The organism is Streptomyces sp. NPDC093591 (genome assembly GCF_044764885.1).
Classification (GTDB): Bacteria; Actinomycetota; Actinomycetes; order Streptomycetales; family Streptomycetaceae; genus Streptomyces.
On record NZ_JBIWIY010000012.1, the window covers coordinates 97,448 to 123,316 of the forward strand.

Below are 25,869 nucleotides of genomic sequence, written 5' to 3' on the forward strand. Positions count from 1 at the left end.
CGTGGGGCGGCTCGGGCGGTGGGTACGGAGGCTCATGCGTCGTGGTCACCGACCGATCATCGCAAGAACGAGCGGGGCCCTCTGTTCACCGCGCCCGAATTGACGCTAGCGTGGAGCCACCTTTGTACACGCGGGAGCTCGGAGCACCGGGCTGAGAGGGCGCTGACCTCCGTCCCTGCGATGTTTCACGTGGAACATCATCCGAAGAGAGTGACGTTCCCCACGAAACGTCGGCAGACGGAAACCGCTGCGTCGACCGCCGAACCTGTTACCGGGTAATGCCGGCGTAGGGAGTAGGTCTCATGACCATCAAGGACGCGCGCACGCCTGCCTCCGTTCAGGACGACAAGTCCGAGGAGGCCGGGAAGTCCATCGGCTGGCACAAGGCGTATGTCGAGGGCTCACGCCCCGATCTGCGGGTGCCGGTCCGCCAGGTGCATCTCACCAACGGGCAGTCGGTCACCCTGTACGACACCTCCGGCCCGTACACCGATCCACTCGCCGACACCGACGTCCGCAGGGGGCTGCCCCCGCTGCGGGAGAACTGGATCATCGCCCGCGGCGACACCGAGGAGTACGCGGGCCGTCCCGTTCGTCCCGAGGACGACGGGATCAAGCACACCTCGCCGCGTGGCGGCCTGCGCAACCTCGACGCGGTCTTCCCCGGACGGCCGCGCCAGCCGCGCCGGAGCCGTGACGGCGGGGCGGTCACGCAGCTCGCCTATGCACGCCGCGGCGAGATCACGCCCGAGATGGAGTACGTGGCCATCCGGGAGAACGTTTCTCCGGAAGTGGTCCGCGAGGAGATCGCGGCAGGCCGTGCCGTGCTGCCCGCCAACGTCAACCACCCGGAGATCGAGCCGATGATCATCGGCAAGCGGTTCCTGGTGAAGGTCAACGCCAACATCGGCAACTCCGCGGTCACCTCCTCCATCGAGGAGGAGGTCGAGAAGATGACCTGGGCCACCCGCTGGGGCGCCGACACGGTCATGGACCTGTCGACCGGCCGCAACATCCACACCACCCGTGAGTGGGTGCTGCGCAACTCCCCCGTGCCCATCGGCACGGTGCCGCTCTACCAGGCGCTGGAGAAGGTCGACGGCCGCGCCGAGGAGCTGACCTGGGAGATCTACAAGGACACGGTCATCGAACAGGCCGAGCAGGGCGTGGACTACATGACGGTCCACGCGGGCGTGCGCCTGCCGTACGTACCCCTCACCGCCAACCGCAAGACCGGCATCGTCTCCCGCGGCGGCTCCATCATGGCGGCGTGGTGCCTGGCGCACCACAAGGAGAGCTTCCTGTACGAGAACTTCGAGGAGCTCTGCGAGATCCTCGCGGCGTACGACGTCACGTACTCGCTGGGTGACGGCCTCAGGCCCGGCTCGATCGCGGACGCCAACGACGAGGCGCAGTTCGCGGAGTTGAGGACGCTCGGGGAACTCAACACGATCGCCAAGCGTTTCAACGTACAGACCATGATCGAGGGCCCGGGACATGTCCCGATGCACAAGATCAAGGAGAACATCGACCTGCAGCAGGAGATCTGCGATGAAGCTCCGTTCTATACGCTCGGTCCGCTGACGACTGACGTCGCGCCGGCGTACGACCACATCACCTCCGGCATCGGTGCCGCGATGATCGCCTGGTGGGGCACGGCCATGCTCTGCTACGTCACGCCCAAGGAACACCTGGGCCTGCCCAACCGTGACGACGTCAAGACCGGCGTCATCACCTACAAGATCGCCGCCCACGCGGCCGATCTCGCCAAGGGGCATCCCGGTGCGCAGGAGTGGGACGACGCACTGTCCGACGCCCGCTTCGAGTTCCGGTGGGAGGACCAGTTCAACCTGGCTCTCGACCCGGACACGGCACGGGAGTTCCACGACGAGACCCTTCCGGCCGAGCCCGCCAAGACGGCCCACTTCTGCTCCATGTGCGGGCCGAAGTTCTGCTCGATGAAGATTTCCCAGGACATCCGTCGCCAACACGGCGGGTCCCAGGAGGAGATCGAGGAGGGCATGGCTCAGAAGTCGAAGGAGTTCGCGGCGGCCGGCAACCGGGTGTACCTGCCGATGGCGGACTGACCTCGACGTCCTGACCCAGGGCGCCATGCCTCGGCGCCTGGCGCGCTGTCCCGCTTTCGGGCGTGCTGCCAGGTGCTCGGCCTGCGCCCCCCGAGGAGGTCTCCCGGGGCTCCACCGTGGAGGCGGGTCCCCTGACGGGGGCCCTCCTACGGCGGCGGCGCAAGCCGGGGCACTACTCCGGCTGGTGTTCCGGCCCTCCGAAGTCCGGGCTCGTGTAGTCCGGGCTGGAGAAGCTCGGCCGTGAGCCCCGGGAGCCGCCGTCGTCCGGGCTGCTGAAACCCGGGCGGTCGTAGCCCAGGTTCGGGATACGGCCGGCCGGCGTCGACGGTGGTGTGCGGTGCAGTGCCGATGCCGTGCCGGGGTCGGCGAGCGCCTCCCGCAGGAAGGGCAGGATGCCGCGCTCCAGGAGGGCCTCGCGCCAGGCCTCCCTGGCCCGGGCCACCTCCTCGCTCAGTTCGCCGTACGGACCGCCGTCGAATGCCGGCCGGTTGCGCAGGGCGGTGAGCAGGAGTCCGACGGCGGCGACCAGGATCGCGGCCGCCGCCACGGCGCCGAACACCCATCCGGTGGTGAGCATCGTCTGGGCGAACGCCGGCTCGGGATCGAGCATCTTCAGGATGTAGCCGACGAGCAGGAAGATCGCCGCGGCGGTGCCCGCGAGGACGGGCGCCAGGACGGCGACCACGGCGACGACGCCGGGGCCGGCGGTCTCGGCGACTTCTCCCATGGTGGTGGCGAGCCCCATCGCACCCGTGCCCGGCTCGGTGGAGCTGGACTCGCGGGTGGACGGCGGGGTGGACGGCGCCGGCTGGCGCAGTTCCTCGCGGACCTTCACATAGTGCTGGTACTCGGTCGCCGCGGCCGCCGTGATGAGTGCGGTGGCGTTGAGCGCCATGGTGCGCAGCTGTTCGGAGTTGAGCCGCTGTCCGACAGCGGACAGTTCCGGGCGGTGTGGTGCGGAGCGCAGCGCCTCATCGAGGATCCGCTCGTACTCTTGGCGGTCCTCGCTGTGCAGGTGCTGCGGAACGCTGTTCATGTGCATCCCCCGATGCTCCGTAGGGCTTGGGGCTCGCATGCCAACGAGCCGTCGGGCAGAAACGGAGGGGAGCCTGCTACGGATAAGCCGATGGTAGAGCGGTGACGGCACACGGTGACAGGGGGTTTGACAAAATTGGGCCCTGGCCTGCGCCGTCTTCCGTCACTGCGCCATGGGGGACGTCTGCCCGGTGAACGTTCAGATATCCAGGGGAAGTTGCTGGACCAGCAGCTTCCCGGCCATGGTCACGCCGCCGTCCATCGCGATCGCGAGGCGGTCGGCGTAGACGTGCGGTCCCTCGATCACGGGCCCGGCGCTGTCCTCGCCCTCCTCGGAGCCGACCTCGCCCAGCAGGTACGGAATGGGGCTGTGGCCGTGAACGATGCGGGTGCCGCCGTACGTATCGAGCAGGGAACGAACGTGGTCGGCGCCGCCCTCGTCGCGGAAGGAGAACCGCCTGGTGAACTTGCGGAACAGGTCCCAGACTTCGTCGGCGTCGTTGCGCGTGAGCGTCTCGCGGACGGTGTCGTTGACCGCCTCGATCGAGTCGCCGTAGTCGAGATAGGCGGTGGTGTCCGAGTGCACGAGCAGATGGCCGTCGACCTGCTCCATGGCGTCCAGCCGGGACATCCACTGCAGGTGGTGGTCCTGGAGACGGTCCATGTCGGTCTTCTGGCCGCCGTTGAGCAGCCAGGCGGCCTGGAAGGTGGCGGTGCCCGCACCGGAGTTGACCGGGGTGTCGCCGAACCGCTTGGCGCCGATCAGGAGCAACTCGTGGTTGCCCATCAGGGCCTTGCAGTAGCCGCCGGCCGCGGCGGCCTCCGCCGACAGCCGCATCACGAGGTCGATGACGCCGATGCCGTCGGGGCCGCGGTCGGTGAAGTCGCCGAGGAACCACAGCCGGGCGGTGCCCGCGCACCAGTTACCCGCCGAGTCGATGAGGCCCTTCTCCTGGAGGGCGGCGACCAACTCGTCGAGATAGCCGTGCACATCACCGACGACGAAGAGCGGGCCCGGACTGTCCGCCGGCTGCGGAGCCGGCACGGACGCGGGGTCGACGGTCACCTGAAGGGTGTCACCGCGGTTGATCACGGGCAGGTCGCGCTCCGTGGGCGTGTAGCCCTCCGGATAGGCCTCGTCGAGGGGTGGGGCGACGTCGCCCGGGTGCATGCTGTGGGCGTACGGACCGGTCTCGTGGACGTAAGCGGGCACTCGGAAGTCGCGCAACGTCGCCGTCCGCTCCATCTCGGGTCCCTGACCGGCCCCCTGAGTCATCAGACCCCTCCACCATCGCGCCGCAGCTGCACCGCATCGGACTGCCTGGTCGCAGCGGCCCGCGGGTGTCGTGGGCCCATCATAGGAATGCCGATCGCGCCATGTGATGACCCAGGGGTGGTGAATCGGAGCAGGACTCCTGTTCACCGCGGCTTTCGCCCCGATTGGGCACGGCTTCGGCCGCCCGATGACCGCGCTTTCTTCGCTCCTCGACCTGCTTGTGCCCTCCCCCGACCAGCTCCTACCGCTCCTCGGGTGACCGAGGTGGGCTGACCGTCGTACGCGGCGGACGTCGCTGGGACGAGGTACGCACGATCAGCTCGGTAGGTATCACCTGCTCGACCGGCTGGTCCGACGCGACCCCCTCGATGGCGTCGATGAGGAGCTGGACCACGGCCGTGCCGATGCGACGCGGCTTCAGGGAGAGCGTGGTGATGGGCGGCTCGGTGTTGGCGTACACCGTGGACTCGCTGCAGCAGACCAGAAGCAGATCGTCCGGTACGCGCAGGCCGTAGCGGCGGGCGGCGGCGAGCAGGTCGGTGCCGTTCGGGTCGAACAGGCCGTAGACCGCGTCGGGGCGGTCGGGGCGGGCGAGCAGCCGGTCGGCGGCGACGGCGCCGGCGCAGGGGTCGTGCGCCGGGTAGGCCTCGTACACCGGATCCTGGCCGACCCGCTCGCACCAGCGCAGATAGGCGGTGGTCGACAGGTGGGTGTACGTGTCCGTCGTGGTGCCCGTCAGCAGTCCGATCCGGCGGGCGCCCGCGTCGGCCAGGTGGTCGAGGATGCCGAGTACGGCGGCCTCGTGGTCGTTGTCGACCCAGGCGGTGACCGGGAGCGAACCGGCCGGGCGGCCGTCGGAGACGACCGGCAGACCCTGTCTGACCAGCTCGCTGACGACCGGATCCTGGTCGGACGGGTCGATGACGACCGTGCCGTCGAGGGCGACGTTCGACCAGACGTCGTGGCGCGAGGTCGCGGGGAGGATCACCAGGGCGTAGCCGCGGGCGAGCGCGGCCGAGGTGGCCGCGCGGGCCATCTCGGCGAAGTACGCGAACTCCGTGAAGGTGAAAGGTTCATCCCCGTATGTCGTCACGGTCAGGCCGATGAGACCTGACTTGCCGGTACGGAGTGTGCGGGCGGCGGCCGAGGGCCGGTAGCCCAGCCGGTCGGCGACCTCGCGAACATGGCGTCGGGTGGCGTCCGGGAGCCGGCCCTTGCCGTTGAGGGCGTCGGAGACGGTCGTGATGGAGACTCCGGCAGCGGCGGCCACGTCTCTGATGCCGGCCCGGCCGGGTCGACTGCCTCGGCGTGAGGTTTCCGCGCGGCTCACCTGGTGCTTCCCTGCTGCTGTCATGGCGAGCCGATAGTAGGGCTCATGCGGTGGGGTAGTGCGGACGCATATGCACGCGTTGACAGGCACGTTTCTGCAAGGTCATAGATCATCAATCCCCTTGGAAAGCAAGGGAGTTGAACGTTCCAATCGTAAGACCTGACTTGTCGGCGCGCATGGGCCTGCCAAGTGCCCGATGTTTCGAAGAGGTCTCAACTCACCTTCACGGGGGATGCGCGCCACGGCGCGAGCCACCGGCGCATAGATATATGTGTGACGCGCCCCCCCAATTCGTACAACTTCGTACGACGATGCCCCTGATGCTGGTGTGGCAGAAGGGGTCTGCACTCGAGGGCGTCACACCTGTACGCATCGGCGCGGAATCCTCATAAGGTGAGGAGTATTGGAGCCGGCGGTGGTGATGGGCCGTCGGTGGTCGCGAGGAGGACTGCGGTGAGCGAGACGAGCCCCAAGCTGCGCGCCGAGCTGGAGGGGATTCCGACCTACAAGCCCGGCAAGCCCGCCGCGGCCGGTGGTCCGGTGGCCTACAAGCTGTCCTCCAACGAGAACCCCTATCCGCCGCTGCCCGGCGTGATGGAGACCGTGACGGCCGCCGCCTCGTCCTTCAACCGCTACCCGGACATGATGTGCACGGCGCTGATGAACGAGTTGTCCGAGCGCTTCGGCGTGCCGGCCTCCCACCTGGCCACCGGCACCGGCTCGGTCGGCGTCGCCCAGCAGCTGCTGCAGGCCACCTCCGGACCCGGCGACGAGGTCATCTACGCCTGGCGGTCCTTCGAGGCGTACCCGATCATCACGCAGATCAGCGGTGCCACGTCCGTGAAGGTGCCGCTGACCCCGGGTGATGTGCACGACCTGGACGCGATGGCCGCCGCCATCACCGACCGCACCAGGTTGATTTTCGTCTGCAACCCCAACAATCCGACGGGTACGGTCGTGAAGCGGGCCGAGCTGGAGCGGTTCCTCGACCGGGTGCCCGGCGATGTGCTCGTGGTGCTCGACGAGGCGTACCGCGAGTTCATCCGCGATCCCGAGGTGCCGGACGGTGTGGAGATCTACCGTGAGCGGCCGAACGTCTGTGTCCTGCGGACGTTTTCCAAGGCGTACGGCCTCGCCGGCCTCCGTGTCGGCTTCGCGATCGCCCATGAGCCGGTCGCGGCGGCGCTGCGCAAGACGGCCGTGCCCTTCGGGGTGAGCCAGCTCGCGCAGGACGCGGCCATCGCCTCGCTGCGCGCCGAGGATGAACTGCTCGGCCGGGTCGGTTCGTTGGTGTGCGAGCGCAATCGCGTGGTCGACGGGCTGCGTGCCCAGGGCTGGACGGTGCCCGAGACCCAGGCCAACTTCGTGTGGCTGCGGCTGGGGGAGCGCACGGTCGACTTCGCGGCGGCGTGCGAGCAGCACGGCGTGGTGGTCCGACCGTTCCCGGGCGAGGGTGTGCGGGTGACGGTCGGGGAGGCCGAGGCGAACGACATCTTCCTGAAGGTGGCGGAAGGGTTCCGCAAGGAGCTGTAGGGCTCCGCGAGCAGCCAAGGAGCTGTAGGGCTCCGCAAGCAGGTCAGGAGTCCACGAGTTCCACGCGCACGGGGTCGCCGTCGCGGACGGTTGCCAGCAGGCGGGGGTCACCGTCTATGTGGCCGAGGACGTTGCACGGGCTCGCGAGGCGGCACTCGTCGTCTCGCGAGATCGGCGTGGGCCCGTAGGGGAGAGCGAGCGCGTCTCCGTCCGTCCAGAAGGCGACCGTGCCCGGGTCGACGACCTGTCGGGCGTTGGTTTCACGTGGAACGGCGACGCCCATGTCGAAGTAGACCTCTTCGCCCCAGGTGCGGGCGGTGGAGACGAGGGGCAGGGCCTTGGCGAGGGCCTGCGTGGTCGGGGTGTCGTCGAGGGCCGCGGTGAGGTGTCCCGCGGGCCAGGAGATCCGTATCCGTAGCGGTGTCTGTGTCTGCATGCAGGCGATTCAACAATATGTTGAAGTTCGCGCCAAGAGGTTGACCCTTATGAGGGACCCCCCTCAGGGGACGGAAAGTGGGTGCTGCATAATTGCTTGTGAATGTGAACGCTTTCACAAGCGTAGGTAAGGAGCGGCGACGTGGACCTGGCTTTGGCGCCGGAGACTCTGGCGCGCTGGCAGTTCGGTATCACCACCGTCTACCACTTTCTGTTTGTCCCCCTGACGATCTCGCTGGCCGCCCTGACGGCCGGGCTGCAGACCGCCTGGGTGCGCACGGAGAAGGAGAAGTACCTCAGAGCAACGAAGTTCTGGGGCAAGCTCTTCCTGATCAACATCGCGATGGGTGTGGTCACCGGCATCGTGCAGGAGTTCCAGTTCGGCATGAACTGGTCCGACTACTCCCGCTTCGTCGGTGACGTCTTCGGTGCTCCGCTCGCCTTTGAGGCTCTGATCGCCTTCTTCTTCGAGTCCACCTTCATCGGCCTGTGGATCTTCGGCTGGGACAAGCTGCCGAAGAAGATCCACCTGGCCTGTATGTGGATGGTCTCCATCGGCACGATCCTGTCGGCGTACTTCATCCTCGCGGCCAACTCGTGGATGCAGCACCCGGTCGGCTACCGGATCAACGAGGCGAAGGGACGGGCCGAGCTCACCGACTTCTGGCTCGTGCTGACCCAGAACACCGCGCTTGCGCAGGCCTTCCACACCCTCTCGGCGGCCTTCCTCACCGGCGGGGCGTTCATGGTCGGCATCTCCGCCTTCCACCTGCTGCGCAAGAAGCACATCCGTGAGATGAAGACCTCGCTGCGGCTCGGCCTGGTCACCGTCGTCATAGGCGGCATGCTCACCGCGATCAGCGGCGACGTCCTCGGCAAGATCATGTACGAGCAGCAGCCGATGAAGATGGCCGCGGCCGAGGCGCTGTGGGACGGCGAGGAGCCGGCGCCCTTCTCGGTCTTCGCCATCGGCGACGTGGACAAGGGCCACAACAAGGTCGCCATCGAGATTCCGGGCCTGCTGTCCTTCCTGGCCAAGGACGACTTCACCTCGTACGTCCCGGGCATCAACGACGTCAACAAGGCCGAGCAGCAGAAGTACGGGCCCGGCGACTACCGGCCCAACATCCCCGTCGCCTACTGGGGCTTCCGCTGGATGATCGGCTTCGGTATGGCGTCGTTCACCATCGGTCTGATCGGGCTCTGGCTGACCCGCAAGAAGTTCTTGCTGCCGCGGCACCTGAGGGTCGGAGATGACGAGGTGCCGCATCTGGTGCTGCTCCCGAAGAAGGCGCTCGGCCCCAAGCTGACGAAGTGGTACTGGCGCATCGCGATCTGGACCCTGGCCTTCCCGCTGATCGCCAACTCCTGGGGCTGGATCTTCACCGAGATGGGCCGCCAGCCGTGGGTCGTCTACGGCGTCCTGCGCACCCGTGACGCGGTCTCCCCCGGCGTCTCCCAGGGCGAAGTCCTCACCTCGATGATCGTCTTCACCACGCTCTACGCCATCCTCGCCGTCGTCGAGGTCAAGCTGCTGGCGAAGTACATCAAGGCCGGGCCGCCCGAGCTGACGGAGGCCGACCTGAACCCGCCCACGAAGATCGGCGGCGACTCCCGTGACGCCGACAAGCCGATGGCCTTCTCGTACTAGGCCGAGGGAGCTGCACAGTCATGGAACTTCACGACGTCTGGTTCGTCCTGATCGCCGTCCTGTGGATCGGCTACTTCTTCCTGGAGGGCTTCGACTTCGGGGTGGGCGTCCTCACCAAGCTGCTCGCCCGTAACCGGCCCGAGCGGCGGGTGCTGATCAACACCATCGGCCCCGTCTGGGACGGCAACGAGGTGTGGCTGCTCTCAGCCGGCGGTGCTACCTTCGCCGCCTTCCCCGAGTGGTACGCCACGCTCTTCTCCGGGTTCTACCTGCCTCTGCTCCTCATCCTGGTCTGCCTGATCGTCCGGGGCGTGGCCTTCGAGTACCGGGCCAAGCGGCCTGAGGAGAACTGGCAGCGCAACTGGGAGCACGCGATCTTCTGGTGCTCGCTGATCCCGGCGTTCCTGTGGGGTGTGGCCTTCGGCAACATCGTGCGGGGCGTGAAGCTCGACCAGAGTCATGAGTACGTCGGCACCGTCCTGGACCTGCTCAACCCGTATGCGCTGCTCGGTGGTCTGGTGACGCTGACGCTGTTCACCTTCCACGGGGCGGTGTTCACCGCGCTCAAGACCGTCGGGGAGATCCGGGAGCGGGCTCGGTCTCTGGCCCTGTGGGTCGGTCTCGTCGCCGCTGGGCTGGCGCTGATCTTCCTGCTCTGGACGCAGGTCGACAACGGCGACGGTCAGAGCCTGGTCGCTCTCGTGGTGGCCGTAGCCGCGCTGGTGGCGGCATTGCTGGCGAACCAGGCCGGGCGCGAGGGATGGTCGTTCGCCTTCTCCGGTGTGACCATCGTGGCCGCCGTGGCGATGCTCTTCCTGACGCTCTTCCCGAACGTCATGCCGTCCTCGCTCAATGACGAGTGGAGCCTCACGGTCACCAACGCCTCGTCGAGCCCCTACACCCTGAAAATCATGACTTGGTGCGCGGTGATCGCCACGCCGATTGTCATGCTCTACCAGGGCTGGACCTACTGGGTGTTCCGCAAGCGGATCGGCACGCAGCACATTGCCGCGGACGCCGCTGCGGGGGCCACGCACTGAGTCCGTTGCGGGCGGGGTGGTTCACGATGTTTCACGTGAAACACCCCGCCCTGGACCGAAGGGCATGTTTCACGTGAAACCGATCGATCCGCGTCTCCTCCGATACGCCCGCACCACTCGCCTCTTCCTGATCGCGGTCGTCGGCCTGGGTGCCGTCGGTGTGGTGCTGGTCATCGCACAGGCGATGCTCATCGCCGAGGCGGTGGTAGGGGCGTTCGAGCACGGGATGTCCGCCGCTGAACTGCGCACTCCCCTGCTGTTGTTGGCGGCCGTCGCGGTCGGCCGCGCGGTCGTTGCGTGGCTCACCGAGCTCGCCGCTCACCGTGCGAGCGCGGCGGTGAAGTCGGAGCTACGGGTGAGGCTGCTGGAGCGGTCGGCTGCACTGGGGCCCGGCTGGCTGAGCGGACAGCGAACCGGCTCGCTCGTCTCCCTCGCCACGCGCGGAGTCGATGCCCTCGACGACTACTTCTCGCGCTATCTGCCGCAGTTGGGGCTCGCGGTGGTCGTGCCCGTGGCCGTGCTGGCCCGGATCGTGACCGAGGACTGGGTCTCGGCGGCGATCATCGTCGGCACCCTGCCGCTGATTCCGATCTTCATGATGTTGATCGGCTGGGCCACGCAGTCCCGGATGGACCGTCAGTGGCGGCTTTTGTCCCGGCTGTCCGGGCACTTCCTGGACGTCGTCGCCGGGCTGCCGACTCTGAAGGTGTTCGGGCGGGCCAAGGCGCAGGCCGAGTCGATCCGGCGGATCACCGGCGAGTACCGCAGGGCGACCATGCGGACCCTGCGGATCGCCTTCATCTCCTCCTTCGCGCTGGAACTGCTCTCGACGCTCTCGGTGGCCCTGGTCGCCGTGACGATCGGCATGCGGCTCGTCCACGGCGAGATGAATCTGTACGACGGCCTGGTCGTCCTCGTGCTGGCGCCCGAGGCCTATCTCCCGCTGCGTCAGGTGGGCGCGCAGTACCACGCGGCGGCCGAGGGGCTGGCCGCGGCCGAGGAGATCTTCGAGGTGCTGGAGACTCCGGTGCCGGCCTCGGGGACCGCTGCGGTGCCGACGGGGACGGTGTCGTTCGAGGGCGTCTCCGTCCGCTTCCCCAGGCGGTCCACCGACGCCGTGGCGGACGTGTCTCTCGCCGTCGAGCCAGGGGAGACGGTCGCGCTCGTCGGGCCGAGCGGCGCGGGCAAGTCGACGCTGCTGAACGTGTTGCTGGGATTCGTGCGGCCCGCCGAGGGACGGGTGCTGGTCGGGGGAGTCGATCTCGCCGAACTCGATCTGCGGGAATGGCGCTCACGCATTGCCTGGGTGCCGCAGCGGCCGCATCTGTATGCCGGGACGATCGCCGAGAACGTACGACTGGCGCGCCCTGACGCGGACGATGCCGCCGTGCGACGTGCGCTGGGGGACGCCGGGGCTTTGGAGTTCGTGGACGCGCTGCCCCGGGGCGTCGACACCGTGCTGGGTGAGGACGGGACCGGGCTGTCCGCGGGGCAGCGGCAGCGGCTCGCGCTGGCCCGGGCGTTCCTCGCGGACCGGCCCGTACTGCTGCTCGACGAGCCGACGGCCGCGCTCGACGGGGCCACCGAGGCCGAGGTCGTCGAGGCCGTGCGGAGGCTGGCGGTGGGGCGGACGGTGCTGCTGGTGGTGCATCGGCCGGCGCTGCTGGGCGTTGCAGACCGGGTGGTGCGGCTCGCGGAAGCCGTGGCACCTGTGCAGGCAGAGGCCTTGCCCGGGGCGTCCGTTGTCCGTCCGATCGAGCGGGAAGCGCACGAAGGTTCCGTTACGGACGACACCGAGGCCGTGTCTCCCGCGACGGATGCAGACGCACGGGGTGCCCTTGCCCGGGTCCGCGCCATGTCCGGCCCCCGGCGCGGTCGCCTCGCCCTCGCGCTGCTGCTCGGGAGCCTCGCGCTCGGCAGCGCCGTCGGGCTCATGGCGACCTCTGGGTGGCTCATCTCGCGGGCCTCGCAGCAGCCGCCCGTGCTGTACCTGATGGTGGCCGTGACGGCGACGCGGGCCTTCGGTATCGGGCGGGCCGTGTTCCGCTACGCCGAGCGGCTGGTGTCGCACGACGCTGTCCTGCGCATGCTGGCCGACACCCGGGTCGCCGTGTACCGGCGGCTGGAACGGCTCGCGCCCGCCGGGCTGCGCCGCACGCGTCGCGGCGATCTGCTGTCGCGGCTCGTCGCCGACGTGGACGCGCTGCAGGACTACTGGCTGCGGTGGCTGTTGCCCGCGGCCGCGGCGACCGTGGTGTCCGCCGGGGCCGTCGGCTTCACCGCGTGGCTGCTGCCCGAGGCCGGTGCCGTGCTCGCGGTGGGGCTCCTGGCGGCCGGGGCCGGTGTCCCGCTCGTCACGGGTGCCGTCGCCCGCCGTGCCGAGCGCAGGCTGGCCCCTGCCCGCGGGGTGCTCGCGACACGCGTGACGGATCTGCTCACCGGCACCGCGGAGCTCACCGTCGCCGGCGCCCTGCCCAGCCGTACGGCCGAAGTGCGGCGGGCCGACGGGGTGCTCACCCGGATCGCCTCGCGGGCCGCCACCGCCACCGCGCTCGGCGACGGACTCATCGCGCTGGTCTCCGGGCTCACCGTCGCCGCCACCGCCCTCGTGGGCGCCCAGGCGGTCGCCGAAGGGCGGCTGGGCGGCGTGGCGATGGCCGTGGTCGTCCTGACCCCCCTGGCTGCCTTCGAGGCCGTCCTGGGGCTGCCGCTCGCCGTGCAGTACCGGCAGCGGGTGCGCAAGAGCGCGGAGCGCGTGTACGAGGTGCTGGACGCCCCCGGGCCCGTACGGGAGCCGGAGCAGCCCCGGCAGGCGCCCGCGTCGCCCTTCCCGGTCGCCGTCAGGGGCCTGACCACCCGTCACGCGGGGCAGGGCAGGGACGCGCTCGCCGGCCTCGACCTGACCCTGGACGAGGGGCGCCGGATCGCCGTGGTCGGCCCGTCCGGGTCCGGCAAGACGACGCTGGCGCAGGTCCTGCTGCGCTTCCTGGACGCGGACGCGGGCTCCTACACGCTGGGCGGCGTGGACGCGTACGCGCTGGACGGCGACGACGTACGGCGGCTCGTCGGTCTGTGCGCGCAGGACGCGCACCTCTTCGACAGCTCCGTGCGCGAGAACTTGCTCCTCGCCAGGAAGGACGCCACCGACGCCGAACTGCGGGACGCCCTCGAGCGCGCCCGGTTGCTCGACTGGGCCGAGAGCCTGCCCGACGGGCTGGACACGCTCGTGGGCGAGCACGGGACGCGGCTGTCGGGCGGACAGCGGCAGCGGCTCGCGCTGGCCCGTGCACTGCTCGCCGACTTCCCCGTCCTCGTGCTCGACGAGCCCGCCGAGCACCTCGACCTGCCCACCGCCGACGCCCTCACCGCCGACCTGCTGGCCGCCACCGAGGGCCGTACGACCCTGCTCATCACCCATCGACTGGCCGGTCTGGAAGCGGTGGACGAGGTGGTCGTCCTGGGCGAGGGGCGTGTGGTGCAGCGGGGGACGTTCGCGGAGCTGGCCGCTGTGGACGGGCCGCTGCGGGGGATGGTGGAGCGGGAGGAGGAGGCGGATTCCCTGGTGGGGGCGGCGTAGCGCGCGACCGGCCCGTGGCCGTGGGTGAGTGCTGTCCGGCGGGGGACCGCTCGTCGACGCCGCGTCAACAGCCGTACTGACCCGTCCGCAGCAAGAAGTCCCCCAGGCGTACGACCCGAACGAGACCCGGACCCGGTCCGCGGGCCAGGATCGCTGACATGCGCTCATATCGCCGTAAACGCTTGCTCGTTCCGGCGCTGCTGTGCGCGCTGGCCCTCCTCGTGGCCCCGGCTGCCGACGCCGCCGGTGACGGGAAGGACACCCCCGCCCGCGACGGCGGGGGAACCGGCGGTGACTTGGGCCTCGGAGCGCAGGTGGCGCGGCTGTACGAGGACGCGGCCCTGGCGACGCAGCGGTACGAGGCGGGGCGGCAGAAGGCCGAGGCGCAGCGGGCGAAGGCACGGCGGATCGAGGCGCTACTCGACCGCGAGCGACGGCAGATCGGCATCCTGCACGAGGACCTGGGCCGGATCGCACGCGCCCAGTACCGCAGCAGCGGCGGGATGCCGCTCACCGCGCAGTTGATCCTCGCCAAGAGCCCGGACCAGCTGATGCGCGGTCAGCACGTCTTCTCGCAGACGAACCTGGCCGTCAGCAACGCCATCGAGAAGAACCGTCGCGCCGAGGCCCGGCTGGTCGCGGACGAGGCGAGGGCCGAGGCGGCCTGGCAGGCCCTGGACAGGCGCAACGCCGAGCTCGCCGAGCTGAAGAAGGGCATCGAGCAGAAGCTCGAAGCGGCGCGGTGGCAGTTGCAGGGGCAGGCCGACGCCTCCGTGGCCGCGGGCTCCTGCGCCGGTGCCGTGCGCCTCGACCAACCGCGGACGGACTTCACGACCGAGTGGGTCGCGCCGGTGGAGTCGTACGAGCTGTCCGCGGCGTTCGGCAGCGGCGGGGCTCGGTGGGCGAACCAGCACACCGGGCAGGACTTCGCGGTGCCGATCGGCACGCCGGTGCGGGCGGTCGGGGACGGGCGCGTGGTCAGGGTGTCGTGCGGGGGCGCCTTCGGCATGGAGATCGTCGTCCGGCACGCGGACGGCTACTACACGCAGTACGCCCACCTCGCCTCCGCCGCCGTCGACCAGGGCGAGCGCGTGGACACCGGGCAGTGGATCGGCCAGACGGGCACGACCGGCAACTCCACGGGGCCCCACCTGCACTTCGAAGTGCGGATCACCGCGGAGATGGGCTCGGCGGTGGACCCGGTGCGGTGGTTGGCGGCGCGGGGGGTCGAGATGGGATAGGAGGTCGGCCCGGGTCTAGTCCCGCCGTGCCAGCAGCTCCTCGATCACGACCGCCACACCGTCCTCGTTGTTGGCGACCGTCCGCCCCGACGCGGCGGCGACGGCATCCGGGTGCGCATTTCCCATGGCGTACGACTGGCCCGCCCACGTCAGCATCTCGACGTCGTTCGGCATGTCCCCGAAGGCCACGACTTCCTCGTGCGAGATACCGCGCTCGGCGCAGCACAGGGCGAGCGTGCTGGCCTTGGAGACGCCGGGGCCGCTGATCTCCAGCAGGGCGCTGGGGCTGGAACGGGTGACATTGGCGCGGTCCCCGATGGCGAGGCGGGCGAGGGTGAGGAAGGCGTCGGGATCGAGGGTGCGGTGGTAGGCGAGGATCTTGAGCACGGGCTCGCCGGCCCCGGGGGCGTCCGGCGCCAGGAGGTCCTCGGCCGGCGCGAGCTCGTCCGGTATCTCCATGTGCAGCTTGGGATAGTCCGGCTCCTGGTAGAAGCCGTACGTCTGCTCCACCGCGTACACCGTGCCCGGAGCCGCCTCGCGCAGCAGCCGTACGGCGTCCAGCGCGTTCTCCCGCGCCAGCTCCCGCACCTTCACGAACCGGTGGGCGCCGGGACCGCCGTGCAGGTCGACCACGGCCGCGCCGTTGCCGCAGATCGCGAGGCCGTGACCGTGGACGTGGTCGCTGACGACGTCCATCCAGCGGGCCGGGCGGCCGGTGACGAAGAACACCTCGATGCCCGCGTCCTCGGCGGCGGCCAGCGCGGCCACCGTGCGGGGGGAGACCGACTTGTCGTCCCGCAGAAGGGTGCCGTCCAGGTCGGTGGCGATGAGCCGCGGGCGGACAGCGGCGGCGGCCGGGGTCTGGGGCTGTCGAGTCGCTGAGGTCACCGGGTCATTCTCCCGCATATGCCTGCACGACCGTGCGGCAGTCCGCACATCTGAGGCGGCACCTGAGGAGAAACTGCCCCTGCGATACCTGCCCACGCGGCCCTGACCAGCACTGTCGCGCGCGACCGGTTCACCGCAGCTGAGCCGCCGCCTCCATGGCGATCTGCTCGAAGACCTTCTCGTCGGCCGCGAAGTCGGAGTCGGGGATCGGCCAGTGGACCACGATCTCGGTGAATCCCAGTTCCTGATGGCGCCCCGCGAAGTCCACGAACGCGTCGAGGGACTCCAGCGGACGGCCGCGGTCAGGGGTGAAACCGGTGAGCAGGACCTTGTCGAGGTCGGCGGTGTCCCGGCCGATCTCGGCGCAGGCGTCGGCCAGCTTCTCGGCTTGTCCACGAATGGCTTGAACCGACTGTTCAGAAGTGCCGTTCTCGTACAGCTTGGGGTCGCCCGTGGTCACCCACGCCTGCCCGTACCGCGCCGCGAGCCGCAGTCCGCGCGGTCCCGTCGCGGCGACCGCGAAGGGCAGCCGGGGGCGCTGCACACAGCCCGGGATGTTCCGCGCCTCGTGCGCCGAATAGAAGTCGCCCTCGTACGACACCGAGTCCTCGGTCAGCAGCCGGTCCAGCAGCTGGACGAACTCGGCGAACCGGTCGGCCCGCTCGCGCGGCGTCCAGGGGTCCTGGCCGAGCACGGTGGCGTCGAATCCGGAGCCGCCCGCACCGACGCCGAGCGTGAAGCGACCGCCGGAGATGTCGTCGAGGGAGATGAGTTCCTTGGCGTAGGGCACCGGATGCCGGAAGTTCGGCGAGGTCACCAGGGTGCCGAGCCGCAGACGGTCGGTGACGGCCGCGGCGGCGGTCAGCGTCGGCACGGCACCGAACCACGGGCCGTCCCGGAAGGTGCGCCAGGACAGGTGGTCGTAGGTGTACGCGGTGTGGAAGCCGAGCTGCTCCGCGCGCTGCCATGCCTCGCGGCCCCCCTCGGACCAGCGGCGGTACGGGAGGATCACGGTGCTCAGGCGCAGACTCATATTGTCGAGCCTAAGCGGCCGCACGGGTTTCACGTGAAACAGTCACCGCACGCGGCTGCTCAGCCACGGAGTGAGGCCGATCATCGGCATGTACTCCCGATACGTGCGGTCGCCCGGCAGCGGCACGATCAGGAAGTGGCCCGGCGGGAAGCGGCGCGCCTTGACGTTGGCCAGGCCGTCGTAGAGGGAGCGGAGGAAGGCGGGCACATCGTCGCGCCGGACGTCGGGGCATTCGACGCCCGACGGTGATCAGCGCGTCGTCCTCCGGATAGAGCCGTACGCTCACGCGGGGCAGGCCGCCCAACTCGACGTACGCCTCGTGGGGCAGTGAGCCGTCCCGGTCCGTGGTGATTCCGACGCCCGCGGCGCTGCGGCGCAAGGTCTGGTCGGCGCCGATGTCATGGCTCACCTCGATCTCGCGCCCGTACTCCGCGGCGACCGTTCGGAGGGCGGTGACGGCGGCTTCGGTAGTGGGGAGGTGTTCCTTGTGACGGTCCCTGCAATGGTCCATACCACTGATCTTGCCGGGCGCAGGGTCAGTGCGACTCGGGAAAGCGCAGATACTCCGGCGGCACCGCCTTCGTCAGCCACACGCCGTTCGCGCTGACGTGGAAGACATGGCCGTCGCGCTGCATGGCGCCGGCGTCCACGGAGAGCACCACGGGGCGGCCGCGCCGGGCGCCGACCCGCGTGGCGGTCTCGCGGTCGGATGAGAGGTGCACGTCGTGCCTGTTCATGGGCCGCAGCCCTTCGGCGCGGATCGCGTCCAGATTGCCGGCCACGGTGCCGTGGTAGAGGTACGGCGGGGGCGTCGCCGGGGGCAGTCCGAGGTCGACGTCGATGCTGTGGCCCTGGCTGGCGCGGATCCGGGTGCCCTCGATCGCGAAGCGCTGTTTGTCATTGGCGGCGATCACGTGGTCCAGCTCTTCTCGGGTGAACCGGAATCCGTGCGCGGCCGCGGCGGCGATCAGGGTGTCGATCTCGACCCAGCCGGCCTCGTCGAGCGTGAGCCCGATGCGCTCGGGCTGATGGCGCAGGTGCTTCGAGAGGTACTTCGACACCTTCACAATGCGTCTTTCGTCCATGCGACCAGCGTGCCGGGAGCGGTGTGAATCACGCGAATGATTTCGCTCCGGATGTTTGATCCACAACCAAGTGCGGTTATCCACAGGGGAATTGGCGATTCTGTGGACAACGACCCGTCGCCTCAAGAGGTTTCGTCAAGGTCAGTTGACGCAATGTGACTTGTGGCGAGCTGGTCCAAGGCGCGGGCACGCACCTCCCGTTCGGCCGCCAGCGCGATGAAGGACGAAGCCTGCTCGGTGCCAACAAGCCTCTCCACGGCGGCCATCGTGTCGACGGGGAGGGTCACGGAACGCGTCCGATTCCGCAGATCCGGGGTGTCGCCCGAGTCCAGGCGCTGACGCAGGTGCCGCACGGCCAACAGGTGCATGGCACGAGCGAGTTCCGCGTCCACGGTCTGCTGGGCGAGCGGTCGCAGCCGTCGTACGAGAGAGGCCGCCTCGGCCGTTTCGGCGTCGGTCGGACGGTGTGGGCCGTCGAGGTAACGGGCGAAGACATGTTCGGTGGTGAACTCCAGGAAGCGGGCGGCGATGTGCTCGACCTGACCTCTCAACTCCCTTAGGTGGCCCGAGATCGCGGCCAGAGGAACCCCGGCCGCATGCAACTCAACGGCCACGGCGAGTTCTTGAGGGCTCGGAACGAGGAAAGAATCCTCGTCGCCGGGGACCGACTCCAGGACGCCGAGGTCCACGGCATCGGCCACCGCCGCGTCGTCCGGGGCGCCGCCGAAGCGCTCGTCCAACTCGGCGCGCGAGATCCTTACCGCCTCCTCGTCGGTCCACGGCCCGTCCACCTCGGCGACCAGCCCGAGCACCCCGCCGAGGCCCCGGCCGGCGTCCCAGGCCTCCAGGAGTTCCTTGATGGAGGCCAGGGTGTAGCCGCGGTCGAGGAGGTCGGCGATCTGGCGCAGGCGGACGAGGTGGGCCTCGGAGTAGACGTTGGCCCGGCCGCGGCGCTCGGGGCGAGGGAGCAGGCCTCGGTCCTGGTAGGCGCGGATGGTGCGGACGGTGGCACCGCTGAGGTGCGCGAGGTCCTCGATCCGGTAGGCGGGAGGGGCCGGCCCGCCGGCCGCGTGGCCGGCCTCACCGCGTTGGTCGGCGAAGCGGCTGACCTCACTCATAGGGGTGGTGCCGAACTCGTGGCGGTGGCGCTGCATTTGTAGGGGTGGCGCCGAACTCGCCGCCCATCGCCGAGCTCATAGCGGCGGCTCCAATCGCGCGATCCTACGCAGCACTCTCGGTGTGAACCTCGACATGAGGTACGCCCCACGTGCCTCTGGCGTCACGGGAACTACGGCTTCGCCCCGCGCCACCGCCCGCAGGATGGCGTCGGCGACCTTCTCCGGCGGATAATTCCGCAGCCCGTACAGCCGCGCGGACTTCTTCTGGCGCCGCTTCTCCTCCTCGGCGTCGACGCCGGCGAAGTGCGCGGTCGAGGTGATGCTGGTGTTGACGAAGCCGGGGCAGATCGCGGTGACACCGATGCCCTGGCCCGACAGCTCCGCGCGCAGGCACTCGCTCAGCATCAGTACGGCTGCCTTGGAGGTGCTGTAGGCGGGCAGTGCCTTGGAGGGCTGGTACGCCGCCGCCGACGCGGTGTTGACGATGTGGCCGCCCTGGCCGCGCTCGGCCATCTGCTTGCCGAACAGGCGGCAGCCGTGGATGACGCCCCACAGGTTGACGTCGAGGACCTTCTTCCAGTCCTCCGGTGTGGTGTCGAAGAAGGAGCCCGACAGGCCGATCCCTGCATTGTTGACCAGGACGTCCACCACGCCGTACTCGGTGGCGACCTTCTCGGCGAGCTTCTCCATGGCCTGCTCGTCGGAGACGTCGACCGTCTCCGCCCAGGCCGCGGGGGCGCCGATCAGACGGGACATCTCGGCCGTGCGGGCCGCGGCCTCGGCGTCCCGGTCGACGGCCACCACGCGCGCGCCTGCCTCGGCGAACGCGTACGCCGTCGCCCGCCCGATGCCGCTGCCGGCGCCGGTGACCAGGACGAGCTGCCCGCCGAAGCGGTCGGCGTACTTCCCCGTCCCCGTCACCGCCTCCGGCCGCCCGCCCTCCACGGAGGTCACGAATTCCGTGATCCAGGCAGCTAGTTGATCGGGGCGGCTGCGCGGGATCCAGTGCTTCGCCGCAAGCGTGCGCCGGGTCAACTGCGGAACCCACAGCTCCAGTTCGTCGTAGAGCCGTTCCGACAGGAAGGCGTCCCCGAGGGGCGTGATGAGCTGCACGGGCGCGTGCGCGTACGCGTCCGCGCGCGGACGGCGCAACCGGGCCCGTACGTTGTCGCGGTACAGCCACGCCCCGTGCGCCGCGTCCGTCGGCAGGGACGGGGTCGGGTAGCCGGCGCCGGGCACCTTCTCGAAGCGCTCCAGCAGCCTTGGCCAGCTCTTGCCGAGAGGGCCGCGCCAGGCCAGTTCGGGCAGCACGGGCGTGTGCAGCGCGTAGACGTACCAGGACTTGGCGCCTTGGCCGAGGAGTTGGCCGATCCGGCGCGGGGTGGGGTGCTTGAGGCGCCTGTTGATCCAGTGACCGAAGTGGTCGAGGGACGGGCCGGACATGGAGGTGAAGGAGGCGATCCGGCCTTCGGTGCGCTTGACGGTGGTGAACTCCCAGGACTGCACCGAGCCCCAGTCGTGGCCCACCAGATGCACGGGCCGGTCCGGGCTGACCGCGTCCGCGACGGCCAGGAAGTCGTCCGTCAGCTTCTCCAGCGTGAAGCCGCCCCGCAGCGGCTTCGGTGCCGTGGAGCGGCCATGGCCGCGGACGTCGTACAGCACGACATGGAAGCGGTCGGCCAGCCGCGGCGCGACCTCGGACCACACCTCCTTGCTGTCCGGATAGCCGTGCACGAGGATCACCGTCGGCTGCCCGGGGTCGCCCAGCTCGGCGACGCACAGCTCGACCCCGCCGGTGCGCACCCGGCGTTCACGCGCGCCCTGAAGAGTCACCGGCACCGTCACTTCTCCTCCGCCCAGCGCCGCACATGCGGCAGATCGTCGTCCAGCCAGAAGGCGCTCTCCTCGGGATCCGCGGAGTCGGTGACGACCAGGATCTCCTCGAACTTAGCGCCCGTACCCCTGAAGCCCAGGTGTGGTTCGACCGCCCACAGGCCCGGCTGCGGCGGGTGGTCGGAGAAGCGGTACGGGGACCACAGCGGGGACCAGCCCTCGCGGTGACCGTGCAGCGCGTCGCTCGCCAGGCCCTTCAGGGACTGGGTGCCGAACCCGAAGACATGTGCCGACCAGCGGCGCTGCTTCACCCGGTCGACCTTGTGCGCGATCACACCGAAGGGATAGGCGCGGTGCCGGTTGGCATAGCCCTGGCGGACCATGAGCCGGTCCACGTCCTCGTAGATCTCCCGCAGCGGCCGCCGCTCACGCACCTCGCGAAGGATCAGCTCCCGATGCGCCTCCAGGTCGGCCATCAGCTTGTCCTGGACGGGGTTGATGCCGAGCGAGCCCGAGTAGCCGATGTCGGCCGTGTAGCCGTCGTACACAGGGGCCATGTCCAGGATGAACGGCATCCCGGGCTCCAGTCGGCGGTTGGTGGGGAAGAACTGCAGCGGGATGCGGAAGTCCACGAACGCCGTGCGGTCCCCGAACCAGGCGAAGGGGAGATGGAACCAGTCCCGCACACCGCGCTCGAGCAGCCACTCGCGCTGCATACGCGCCGCCTCGCGCTCGGTGATACCCGGCTCCAGCCGCGCCGCGACGGCCTCGGCGCACTCGTACGCCAACCGCTGGACCTGCCTGAACCCCCGCAATTCCGCGGAATCCGCACGGAGTTCGCCTGTCGCCGCCGTAGTCATGCCACCGCCCCACTTCGTCCACGCTGACTGCGGTACGTGCCCGTAACTTGACACCGGTGAATGTGACAGTTGTTAGAGGCTGCGTCAATAGGGTCGCCGAGGGCTGTGGAAAACCTCGCTGAGTCTCCGGGGACACCCCCGCCGACGTCTCCGACGATGTGGAAAACCTGGGCCGAGTTGTTCGACTTCAGGGGTGACCCCTAGGGCCCCGTAGTCCTGGAGTCTGATCCCAAGACAGCTCTGCGGGGTGACGACCGGCGTGGCCCGTGTCACTACCTTCGAAGCGTGACTGTGATCGCGACCGAAAGCCTGAGCAAGCGGTTCCCCAGGGTGACCGCGCTTGACCGGCTCTCCGTGGACGTCGGGCCCGGTGTGACCGGACTCGTCGGAGCCAATGGAGCCGGCAAGTCCACACTGATCAAGATCCTGCTGGGTCTGTCCCCCGCCACCGAGGGCCGCGCCGAAGTGCTCGGCCTCGACGTCGCCACCAAGGGCGGCGCCATCCGCGAGCGCGTCGGGTACATGCCGGAGCACGACTGTCTGCCGCCCGACGTCTCGGCCACCGAGTTCGTCGTGCACATGGCGCGCATGTCCGGCCTGCCGCCCACGGCCGCGCGCGAGCGCACCGCGGACACGCTGCGCCACGTCGGTCTGTACGAGGAGCGCTACCGCCCCATCGGCGGCTACTCGACCGGTATGAAGCAGCGTGTGAAGCTGGCGCAGGCCCTGGTGCACGACCCGCAGCTGGTCTTTCTGGACGAGCCGACCAACGGCCTCGACCCCGTCGGCCGCGACGAGATGCTCGGCCTCATCCGACGTATCCACACCGACTTCGGCATCTCGGTCCTGGTCACCTCGCACCTCCTCGGCGAACTGGAGCGCACCTGCGACCACGTCGTCATCATCGACGGCGGCAAGCTCCTGCGGTCCAGCTCCACCACCGACTTCACCCAGACCACGACGACCCTCGCCATCGAGGTCACCGACACCGACGACCACCCGGACGGCACCCGCGCGGTGCGCGACGCACTCCACGCGCGCGGGGTGGACGTTCTCGACGGCAGCGGCGGCCTTCCCGGCGCCGGCCACATCCTGCTGCTCACCGCGCGGGGCGACGAGACCTACGACTTGGTGCGCGACGTGGTCGCCGACCTCGGCCTCGGCCTGGTGCGCATGGAACAGCGCCGGCACCACATCTCGGAGGTCTTCACGGACACCGAGCAGGGCAGCGAGCAGAGCACCGACGCACAGCGGAAGGAGGCGGTCGGCCATGGCGGTTGAACATCCCGTAGCGACACACCCGGGTGACCAGACCCGCATCCACAACATCGGCTACCGCAGCTACGACGGCCCCCGCCTAGGCCGCTCCTACGCCACGCGGTCCCTCTACTCGCAGTCCCTGCGCGGCGCCTACGGCCTCGGCCGCTCGGTGAAGTCCAAGGTGCTGCCGATGCTGCTCTTCGTGGTGATGTGCGTGCCCGCGGCCATCATGGTGGCCGTCGCGGTCGCCACCAAGGCCAAGGACCTGCCCGTCGACTACACGCGCTACGCGATCATCATGCAGGCCGTCATCAGCCTGTACGTCGCCTCGCAGGCACCCCAGTCAGTCTCGCGCGACCTGCGCTTCAAGACCGTACCGCTGTACTTCTCGCGGCCCATCGAGACCGCCGACTACGTACGGGCGAAGTTCGCGGCGCTGGCCTCCGCGCTGTTCATCCTCACCGCGGCCCCGCTGATCGTGCTCTACGTGGGCGCGCTGCTGGCCAAGCTCGACTTCGCCGACCAGACCAAGGGATTCGCACAGGGACTCGTCTCCGTGACACTGCTCTCTCTGCTCTTCGCCGGCCTCGGCCTGGTCATCGCATCCGTCACCCCGCGCCGGGGCTTCGGCATCGCGGCCGTGATCGCCGTCCTGACCATCTCCTACGGCGCGGTGTCCACCCTCCAGGCCATCGCGCACGCCCAGTCCCTCGGCGACGGAGGGGGCAGCAGCGGCGCCATCGCCTGGATCGGGCTGTTCTCGCCGGTCACCCTCATCGACGGGGTGCAGTCGGCCTTCCTGGGCGCGCGCTCCGCGTTCCCCGGCGGTGTGGGCCCGAGCGACGGCGTGGGCGTCGTCTACGTCCTCGTCACCCTCGGCCTGATCGCTGCGAGTTACGGCCTCCTGATGCGCCGCTACCGAAAGGTCGGACTGTGACCACGCTCTCCATCGACCACGTCTCCCGCTGGTTCGGCAACGTGGTCGCCGTCAACGACATCACCATGACGATCGGCCCCGGCGTCACCGGCCTCCTCGGCCCCAACGGCGCCGGAAAGTCCACCCTCATCAACATGATGGGCGGCTTCCTCGCCCCCTCCACCGGCACCGTCACCCTCGATGGACAGCCGGTCTGGCGCAACGAGTCGATCTACAAGCACATCGGCATCGTCCCCGAGCGCGAGGCGATGTACGACTTCCTCACCGGGCGCGAATTCGTCGTCGCCAACGCCGAGTTGCACGGCCTGGGCGCCAAGGCCGCCCAAAAGGCCCTGGCCACGGTCGAGATGGAGTACGCGCAGGACCGCAAGATCCAGACGTACTCCAAGGGCATGCGCCAGCGCGTGAAGATGGCGAGCGCCCTCGTCCACAACCCCTCGCTGCTCCTGCTCGACGAGCCCTTCAACGGCATGGACCCGCGCCAGCGCATGCAACTCATGGACCTGCTGCGACGCATGGGCGACGAGGGCCGCACGGTGCTGTTCTCCTCCCACATCCTCGAAGAGGTCGAGCAACTCGCCTGGCACATCGAGGTGGTCGTCGCCGGACGGCACGCGGCCAGCGGTGACTTCCGCAAGATCCGTCGCCTGATGACCGACCGCCCGCACCGCTACCTGGTGCGCTCCAGCGACGACCGTACTCTCGCCGCCGCGCTGATCGCCGATCCGTCGACGTCCGGGATCGAGGTCGACCTGGCCGAGGGCGCGTTGCACATCCAGGCGGTCGACTTCGGCCGCTTCACGGCCCTGCTGCCGCGGGTGGCGCGCGACCACGGCATCCGTCTGCTCACGGTCTCGCCGTCCGACGAGTCCCTCGAGTCCGTCTTCTCGTATCTCGTCGCGGCGTAGGAGGCCAAGATGTACGACCCCACAGTCGCCCGACTCACCTACCGAGCACTGCTCGGCCGCCGCCGGGCCCTCATCCTGGGCGCGCTGCCGCTGCTGCTCATCGCGGTCTCCGTGGTGGTGCGCGCTCTCGCCGGAGCCGACGACCAGACCGCCTCCGACCTGCTCGGCGGGCTCGCGCTCGCCACCATGGTGCCGATCATCGGCGTCATCGCCGGCACGGGCGCGATCGGGCCCGAGATCGACGACGGCTCCGTGGTGTATCTGCTGTCCAAGCCGGTGAAACGGTCGACGATCATCTTCACCAAGCTGATCGTGGCGATCGCCGTGACGATGGTGTTCTCGGCCCTGCCCACCTTCATCGCCGGGTTCATCCTGAACGGCAACGGCCAGCAGATCGCCGTCGCCTACACGGTGGCCGCGCTGGTCGCCTCCATCGCCTACGCCGCCCTCTTCCTGCTGCTCGGCACGGTGTCCCGGCACGCGGTGGTCTTCGGGCTCGTCTACGCGCTCGTCTGGGAGGCCCTGTTCGGCTCCCTGGTGGAGGGGGCGCGCACGCTGAGCGTCCAGCAGTGGGCGCTGGCGGTGGCGCAGAAGGTCGCAGGCGGGGAGATGGTGACGTCGGACGTCGGCCTGACGACGGCGACGGTGCTGCTGGCCGTGGTCACGGTGGTGGCGACCTGGTACGCGGGACAGAAGCTGCGGTCGCTGACGCTCGCCGGTGAGGAGTGACTCGTCCGTGAGA

The 25,869-nt window shown here is 69.6% G+C and carries 20 protein-coding genes, 1 pseudogene and 1 riboswitch; of the genes and pseudogenes, 10 read left to right on the forward strand and 11 right to left on the reverse strand.

The window, feature by feature from the left end; translation table 11 throughout:
* Nucleotides 1-120: 120 nt before the first annotated feature.
* Nucleotides 121-310, forward strand: a riboswitch (TPP riboswitch).
* Nucleotides 303-2,087 (forward strand): phosphomethylpyrimidine synthase ThiC, encoded by a 1,785-nt coding sequence (gene thiC, locus ACIREI_RS25450; protein ID WP_403336990.1) that lies wholly within the window; start codon nt 303-305, stop codon nt 2,085-2,087. Its footprint overlaps the riboswitch before it by 8 nt.
* Nucleotides 2,088-2,259: 172 nt before the next feature.
* Here the strand turns inward: thiC and ACIREI_RS25455 are convergent, their stop codons facing one another.
* The 3 genes from ACIREI_RS25455 to ACIREI_RS25465 all read right to left on the reverse strand — a co-directional run bounded on the left by ACIREI_RS25455 (nt 2,260) and on the right by ACIREI_RS25465 (nt 5,752).
* The gene (locus ACIREI_RS25455; protein ID WP_403336993.1) at nt 2,260-3,129 is read right to left on the reverse strand and encodes a hypothetical protein; all 870 of its coding nucleotides are present in this window, start codon (nt 3,127-3,129) and stop codon (nt 2,260-2,262) included.
* 192 nt (nt 3,130-3,321) lie between these two features.
* Nucleotides 3,322-4,398: a metallophosphoesterase gene (locus ACIREI_RS25460; protein ID WP_403336996.1), complete on the reverse strand. Its 1,077-nt coding sequence runs from the start codon at nt 4,396-4,398 to the stop codon at nt 3,322-3,324.
* Nucleotides 4,399-4,639: 241 nt separating this feature from the next.
* Nucleotides 4,640-5,752: a LacI family DNA-binding transcriptional regulator gene (locus tag ACIREI_RS25465; RefSeq protein ID WP_403336998.1), complete on the reverse strand. Its 1,113-nt coding sequence runs from the start codon at nt 5,750-5,752 to the stop codon at nt 4,640-4,642.
* Nucleotides 5,753-6,181: 429 nt separating this feature from the next.
* Between ACIREI_RS25465 and hisC the strand changes: the two genes are divergently transcribed.
* Nucleotides 6,182-7,261 (forward strand): histidinol-phosphate transaminase, encoded by a 1,080-nt coding sequence (gene hisC / locus ACIREI_RS25470; protein WP_403337001.1) that lies wholly within the window; start codon nt 6,182-6,184, stop codon nt 7,259-7,261.
* A 43-nt stretch (nt 7,262-7,304) separates the two neighbouring features.
* Here hisC and ACIREI_RS25475 read toward each other — a convergent pair whose 3' ends face one another.
* Nucleotides 7,305-7,697 (reverse strand): cyclophilin-like fold protein, encoded by a 393-nt coding sequence (locus ACIREI_RS25475; protein ID WP_403337004.1) that lies wholly within the window; start codon nt 7,695-7,697, stop codon nt 7,305-7,307.
* 141 nt (nt 7,698-7,838) lie between these two features.
* Between ACIREI_RS25475 and ACIREI_RS25480 the strand changes: the two genes are divergently transcribed.
* The 4 genes from ACIREI_RS25480 (at nt 7,839) to ACIREI_RS25495 (ending at nt 15,205) form a co-directional block, all read left to right on the forward strand.
* The gene (locus tag ACIREI_RS25480; protein WP_403337007.1) at nt 7,839-9,347 is read left to right on the forward strand and encodes a cytochrome ubiquinol oxidase subunit I; all 1,509 of its coding nucleotides are present in this window, start codon (nt 7,839-7,841) and stop codon (nt 9,345-9,347) included.
* Between the two features lie 20 nt (nt 9,348-9,367).
* Nucleotides 9,368-10,387, forward strand: a complete 1,020-nt coding sequence (gene cydB, locus ACIREI_RS25485) for a cytochrome d ubiquinol oxidase subunit II (protein ID WP_403337009.1) — start codon at nt 9,368-9,370, stop codon at nt 10,385-10,387.
* A 64-nt stretch (nt 10,388-10,451) separates the two neighbouring features.
* On the forward strand, nt 10,452-13,964 hold the full coding sequence (cydD, locus tag ACIREI_RS25490) for a thiol reductant ABC exporter subunit CydD (protein ID WP_403337012.1): 3,513 nt from the start codon (nt 10,452-10,454) through the stop codon (nt 13,962-13,964).
* 158 nt (nt 13,965-14,122) lie between these two features.
* The gene (locus ACIREI_RS25495) at nt 14,123-15,205 is read left to right on the forward strand and encodes a M23 family metallopeptidase (protein ID WP_403337015.1); all 1,083 of its coding nucleotides are present in this window, start codon (nt 14,123-14,125) and stop codon (nt 15,203-15,205) included.
* A 15-nt stretch (nt 15,206-15,220) separates the two neighbouring features.
* Here ACIREI_RS25495 and ACIREI_RS25500 read toward each other — a convergent pair whose 3' ends face one another.
* From ACIREI_RS25500 to ACIREI_RS25530, 7 genes and pseudogenes are all read right to left on the reverse strand, one after another.
* The gene (locus tag ACIREI_RS25500) at nt 15,221-16,093 is read right to left on the reverse strand and encodes an HAD hydrolase family protein (protein WP_403337018.1); all 873 of its coding nucleotides are present in this window, start codon (nt 16,091-16,093) and stop codon (nt 15,221-15,223) included.
* 130 nt (nt 16,094-16,223) lie between these two features.
* A complete protein-coding gene (locus ACIREI_RS25505; protein ID WP_403337020.1) occupies nt 16,224-17,126 on the reverse strand; it encodes an LLM class flavin-dependent oxidoreductase in 903 nt (300 codons plus the stop codon).
* 42 nt (nt 17,127-17,168) lie between these two features.
* Nucleotides 17,169-17,637, reverse strand: a pseudogene (locus ACIREI_RS25510) (hypothetical protein).
* A 25-nt stretch (nt 17,638-17,662) separates the two neighbouring features.
* Nucleotides 17,663-18,211: an RNA 2'-phosphotransferase gene (locus tag ACIREI_RS25515; protein ID WP_403337023.1), complete on the reverse strand. Its 549-nt coding sequence runs from the start codon at nt 18,209-18,211 to the stop codon at nt 17,663-17,665.
* A 122-nt stretch (nt 18,212-18,333) separates the two neighbouring features.
* The gene (locus ACIREI_RS25520; protein WP_403337396.1) at nt 18,334-19,329 is read right to left on the reverse strand and encodes a MerR family transcriptional regulator; all 996 of its coding nucleotides are present in this window, start codon (nt 19,327-19,329) and stop codon (nt 18,334-18,336) included.
* Between the two features lie 75 nt (nt 19,330-19,404).
* On the reverse strand, nt 19,405-21,162 hold the full coding sequence (locus tag ACIREI_RS25525) for an SDR family oxidoreductase (RefSeq protein ID WP_403337398.1): 1,758 nt from the start codon (nt 21,160-21,162) through the stop codon (nt 19,405-19,407).
* An 8-nt stretch (nt 21,163-21,170) separates the two neighbouring features.
* Complete coding sequence (locus ACIREI_RS25530; protein WP_403337026.1) at nt 21,171-22,022, reverse strand: M24 family metallopeptidase; 852 nt, start codon at nt 22,020-22,022, stop codon at nt 21,171-21,173.
* Between the two features lie 291 nt (nt 22,023-22,313).
* On the opposite strand from ACIREI_RS25530, the gene ACIREI_RS25535 reads away from it, so the two are divergent.
* Genes ACIREI_RS25535 through ACIREI_RS25550 form a run of 4 tightly spaced genes read left to right on the forward strand, consistent with a single transcriptional unit; the run spans nt 22,314 to nt 25,856 of the window.
* Complete coding sequence (locus ACIREI_RS25535; RefSeq protein WP_403337401.1) at nt 22,314-23,303, forward strand: ABC transporter ATP-binding protein; 990 nt, start codon at nt 22,314-22,316, stop codon at nt 23,301-23,303.
* Nucleotides 23,293-24,219, forward strand: coding sequence for an ABC transporter permease (locus ACIREI_RS25540; RefSeq protein WP_403337028.1), 927 nt, complete (start codon nt 23,293-23,295; stop codon nt 24,217-24,219). Before ACIREI_RS25535 ends, ACIREI_RS25540 begins: the two co-directional genes overlap by 11 nt.
* Nucleotides 24,216-25,127 carry an ABC transporter ATP-binding protein gene (locus tag ACIREI_RS25545; RefSeq protein ID WP_403337029.1) on the forward strand — a complete coding sequence of 304 codons (912 nt, stop codon included), beginning with the start codon at nt 24,216-24,218 and terminating at the stop codon, nt 25,125-25,127. Before ACIREI_RS25540 ends, ACIREI_RS25545 begins: the two co-directional genes overlap by 4 nt.
* 9 nt (nt 25,128-25,136) lie before the next feature.
* Nucleotides 25,137-25,856, forward strand: a complete 720-nt coding sequence (locus ACIREI_RS25550; protein WP_403337032.1) for an ABC transporter permease subunit — start codon at nt 25,137-25,139, stop codon at nt 25,854-25,856.
* Nucleotides 25,857-25,869 lie beyond the last annotated feature (13 nt).

Coding starts and splice junctions, on each gene's coding strand:
- thiC (WP_403336990.1), top strand. CDS start 303: ATGACCATCAAGGACGCGCGCACGCCTGCCTCCGTTCAGGACGACAAG.
- ACIREI_RS25455 (WP_403336993.1), bottom strand. CDS start 3,129: ATGCACATGAACAGCGTTCCGCAGCACCTGCACAGCGAGGACCGCCAA.
- ACIREI_RS25460 (WP_403336996.1), bottom strand. CDS start 4,398: ATGACTCAGGGGGCCGGTCAGGGACCCGAGATGGAGCGGACGGCGACG.
- ACIREI_RS25465 (WP_403336998.1), bottom strand. CDS start 5,752: ATGACAGCAGCAGGGAAGCACCAGGTGAGCCGCGCGGAAACCTCACGC.
- ACIREI_RS25475 (WP_403337004.1), bottom strand. CDS start 7,697: ATGCAGACACAGACACCGCTACGGATACGGATCTCCTGGCCCGCGGGA.
- cydB (WP_403337009.1), top strand. CDS start 9,368: ATGGAACTTCACGACGTCTGGTTCGTCCTGATCGCCGTCCTGTGGATC.
- cydD (WP_403337012.1), top strand. CDS start 10,452: ATGTTTCACGTGAAACCGATCGATCCGCGTCTCCTCCGATACGCCCGC.
- ACIREI_RS25495 (WP_403337015.1), top strand. CDS start 14,123: ATGCGCTCATATCGCCGTAAACGCTTGCTCGTTCCGGCGCTGCTGTGC.
- ACIREI_RS25505 (WP_403337020.1), bottom strand. CDS start 17,126: ATGAGTCTGCGCCTGAGCACCGTGATCCTCCCGTACCGCCGCTGGTCC.
- ACIREI_RS25515 (WP_403337023.1), bottom strand. CDS start 18,211: ATGGACGAAAGACGCATTGTGAAGGTGTCGAAGTACCTCTCGAAGCAC.
- ACIREI_RS25520 (WP_403337396.1), bottom strand. CDS start 19,329: ATGAGTGAGGTCAGCCGCTTCGCCGACCAACGCGGTGAGGCCGGCCAC.
- ACIREI_RS25530 (WP_403337026.1), bottom strand. CDS start 22,022: ATGACTACGGCGGCGACAGGCGAACTCCGTGCGGATTCCGCGGAATTG.
- ACIREI_RS25540 (WP_403337028.1), top strand. CDS start 23,293: ATGGCGGTTGAACATCCCGTAGCGACACACCCGGGTGACCAGACCCGC.
- ACIREI_RS25550 (WP_403337032.1), top strand. CDS start 25,137: ATGTACGACCCCACAGTCGCCCGACTCACCTACCGAGCACTGCTCGGC.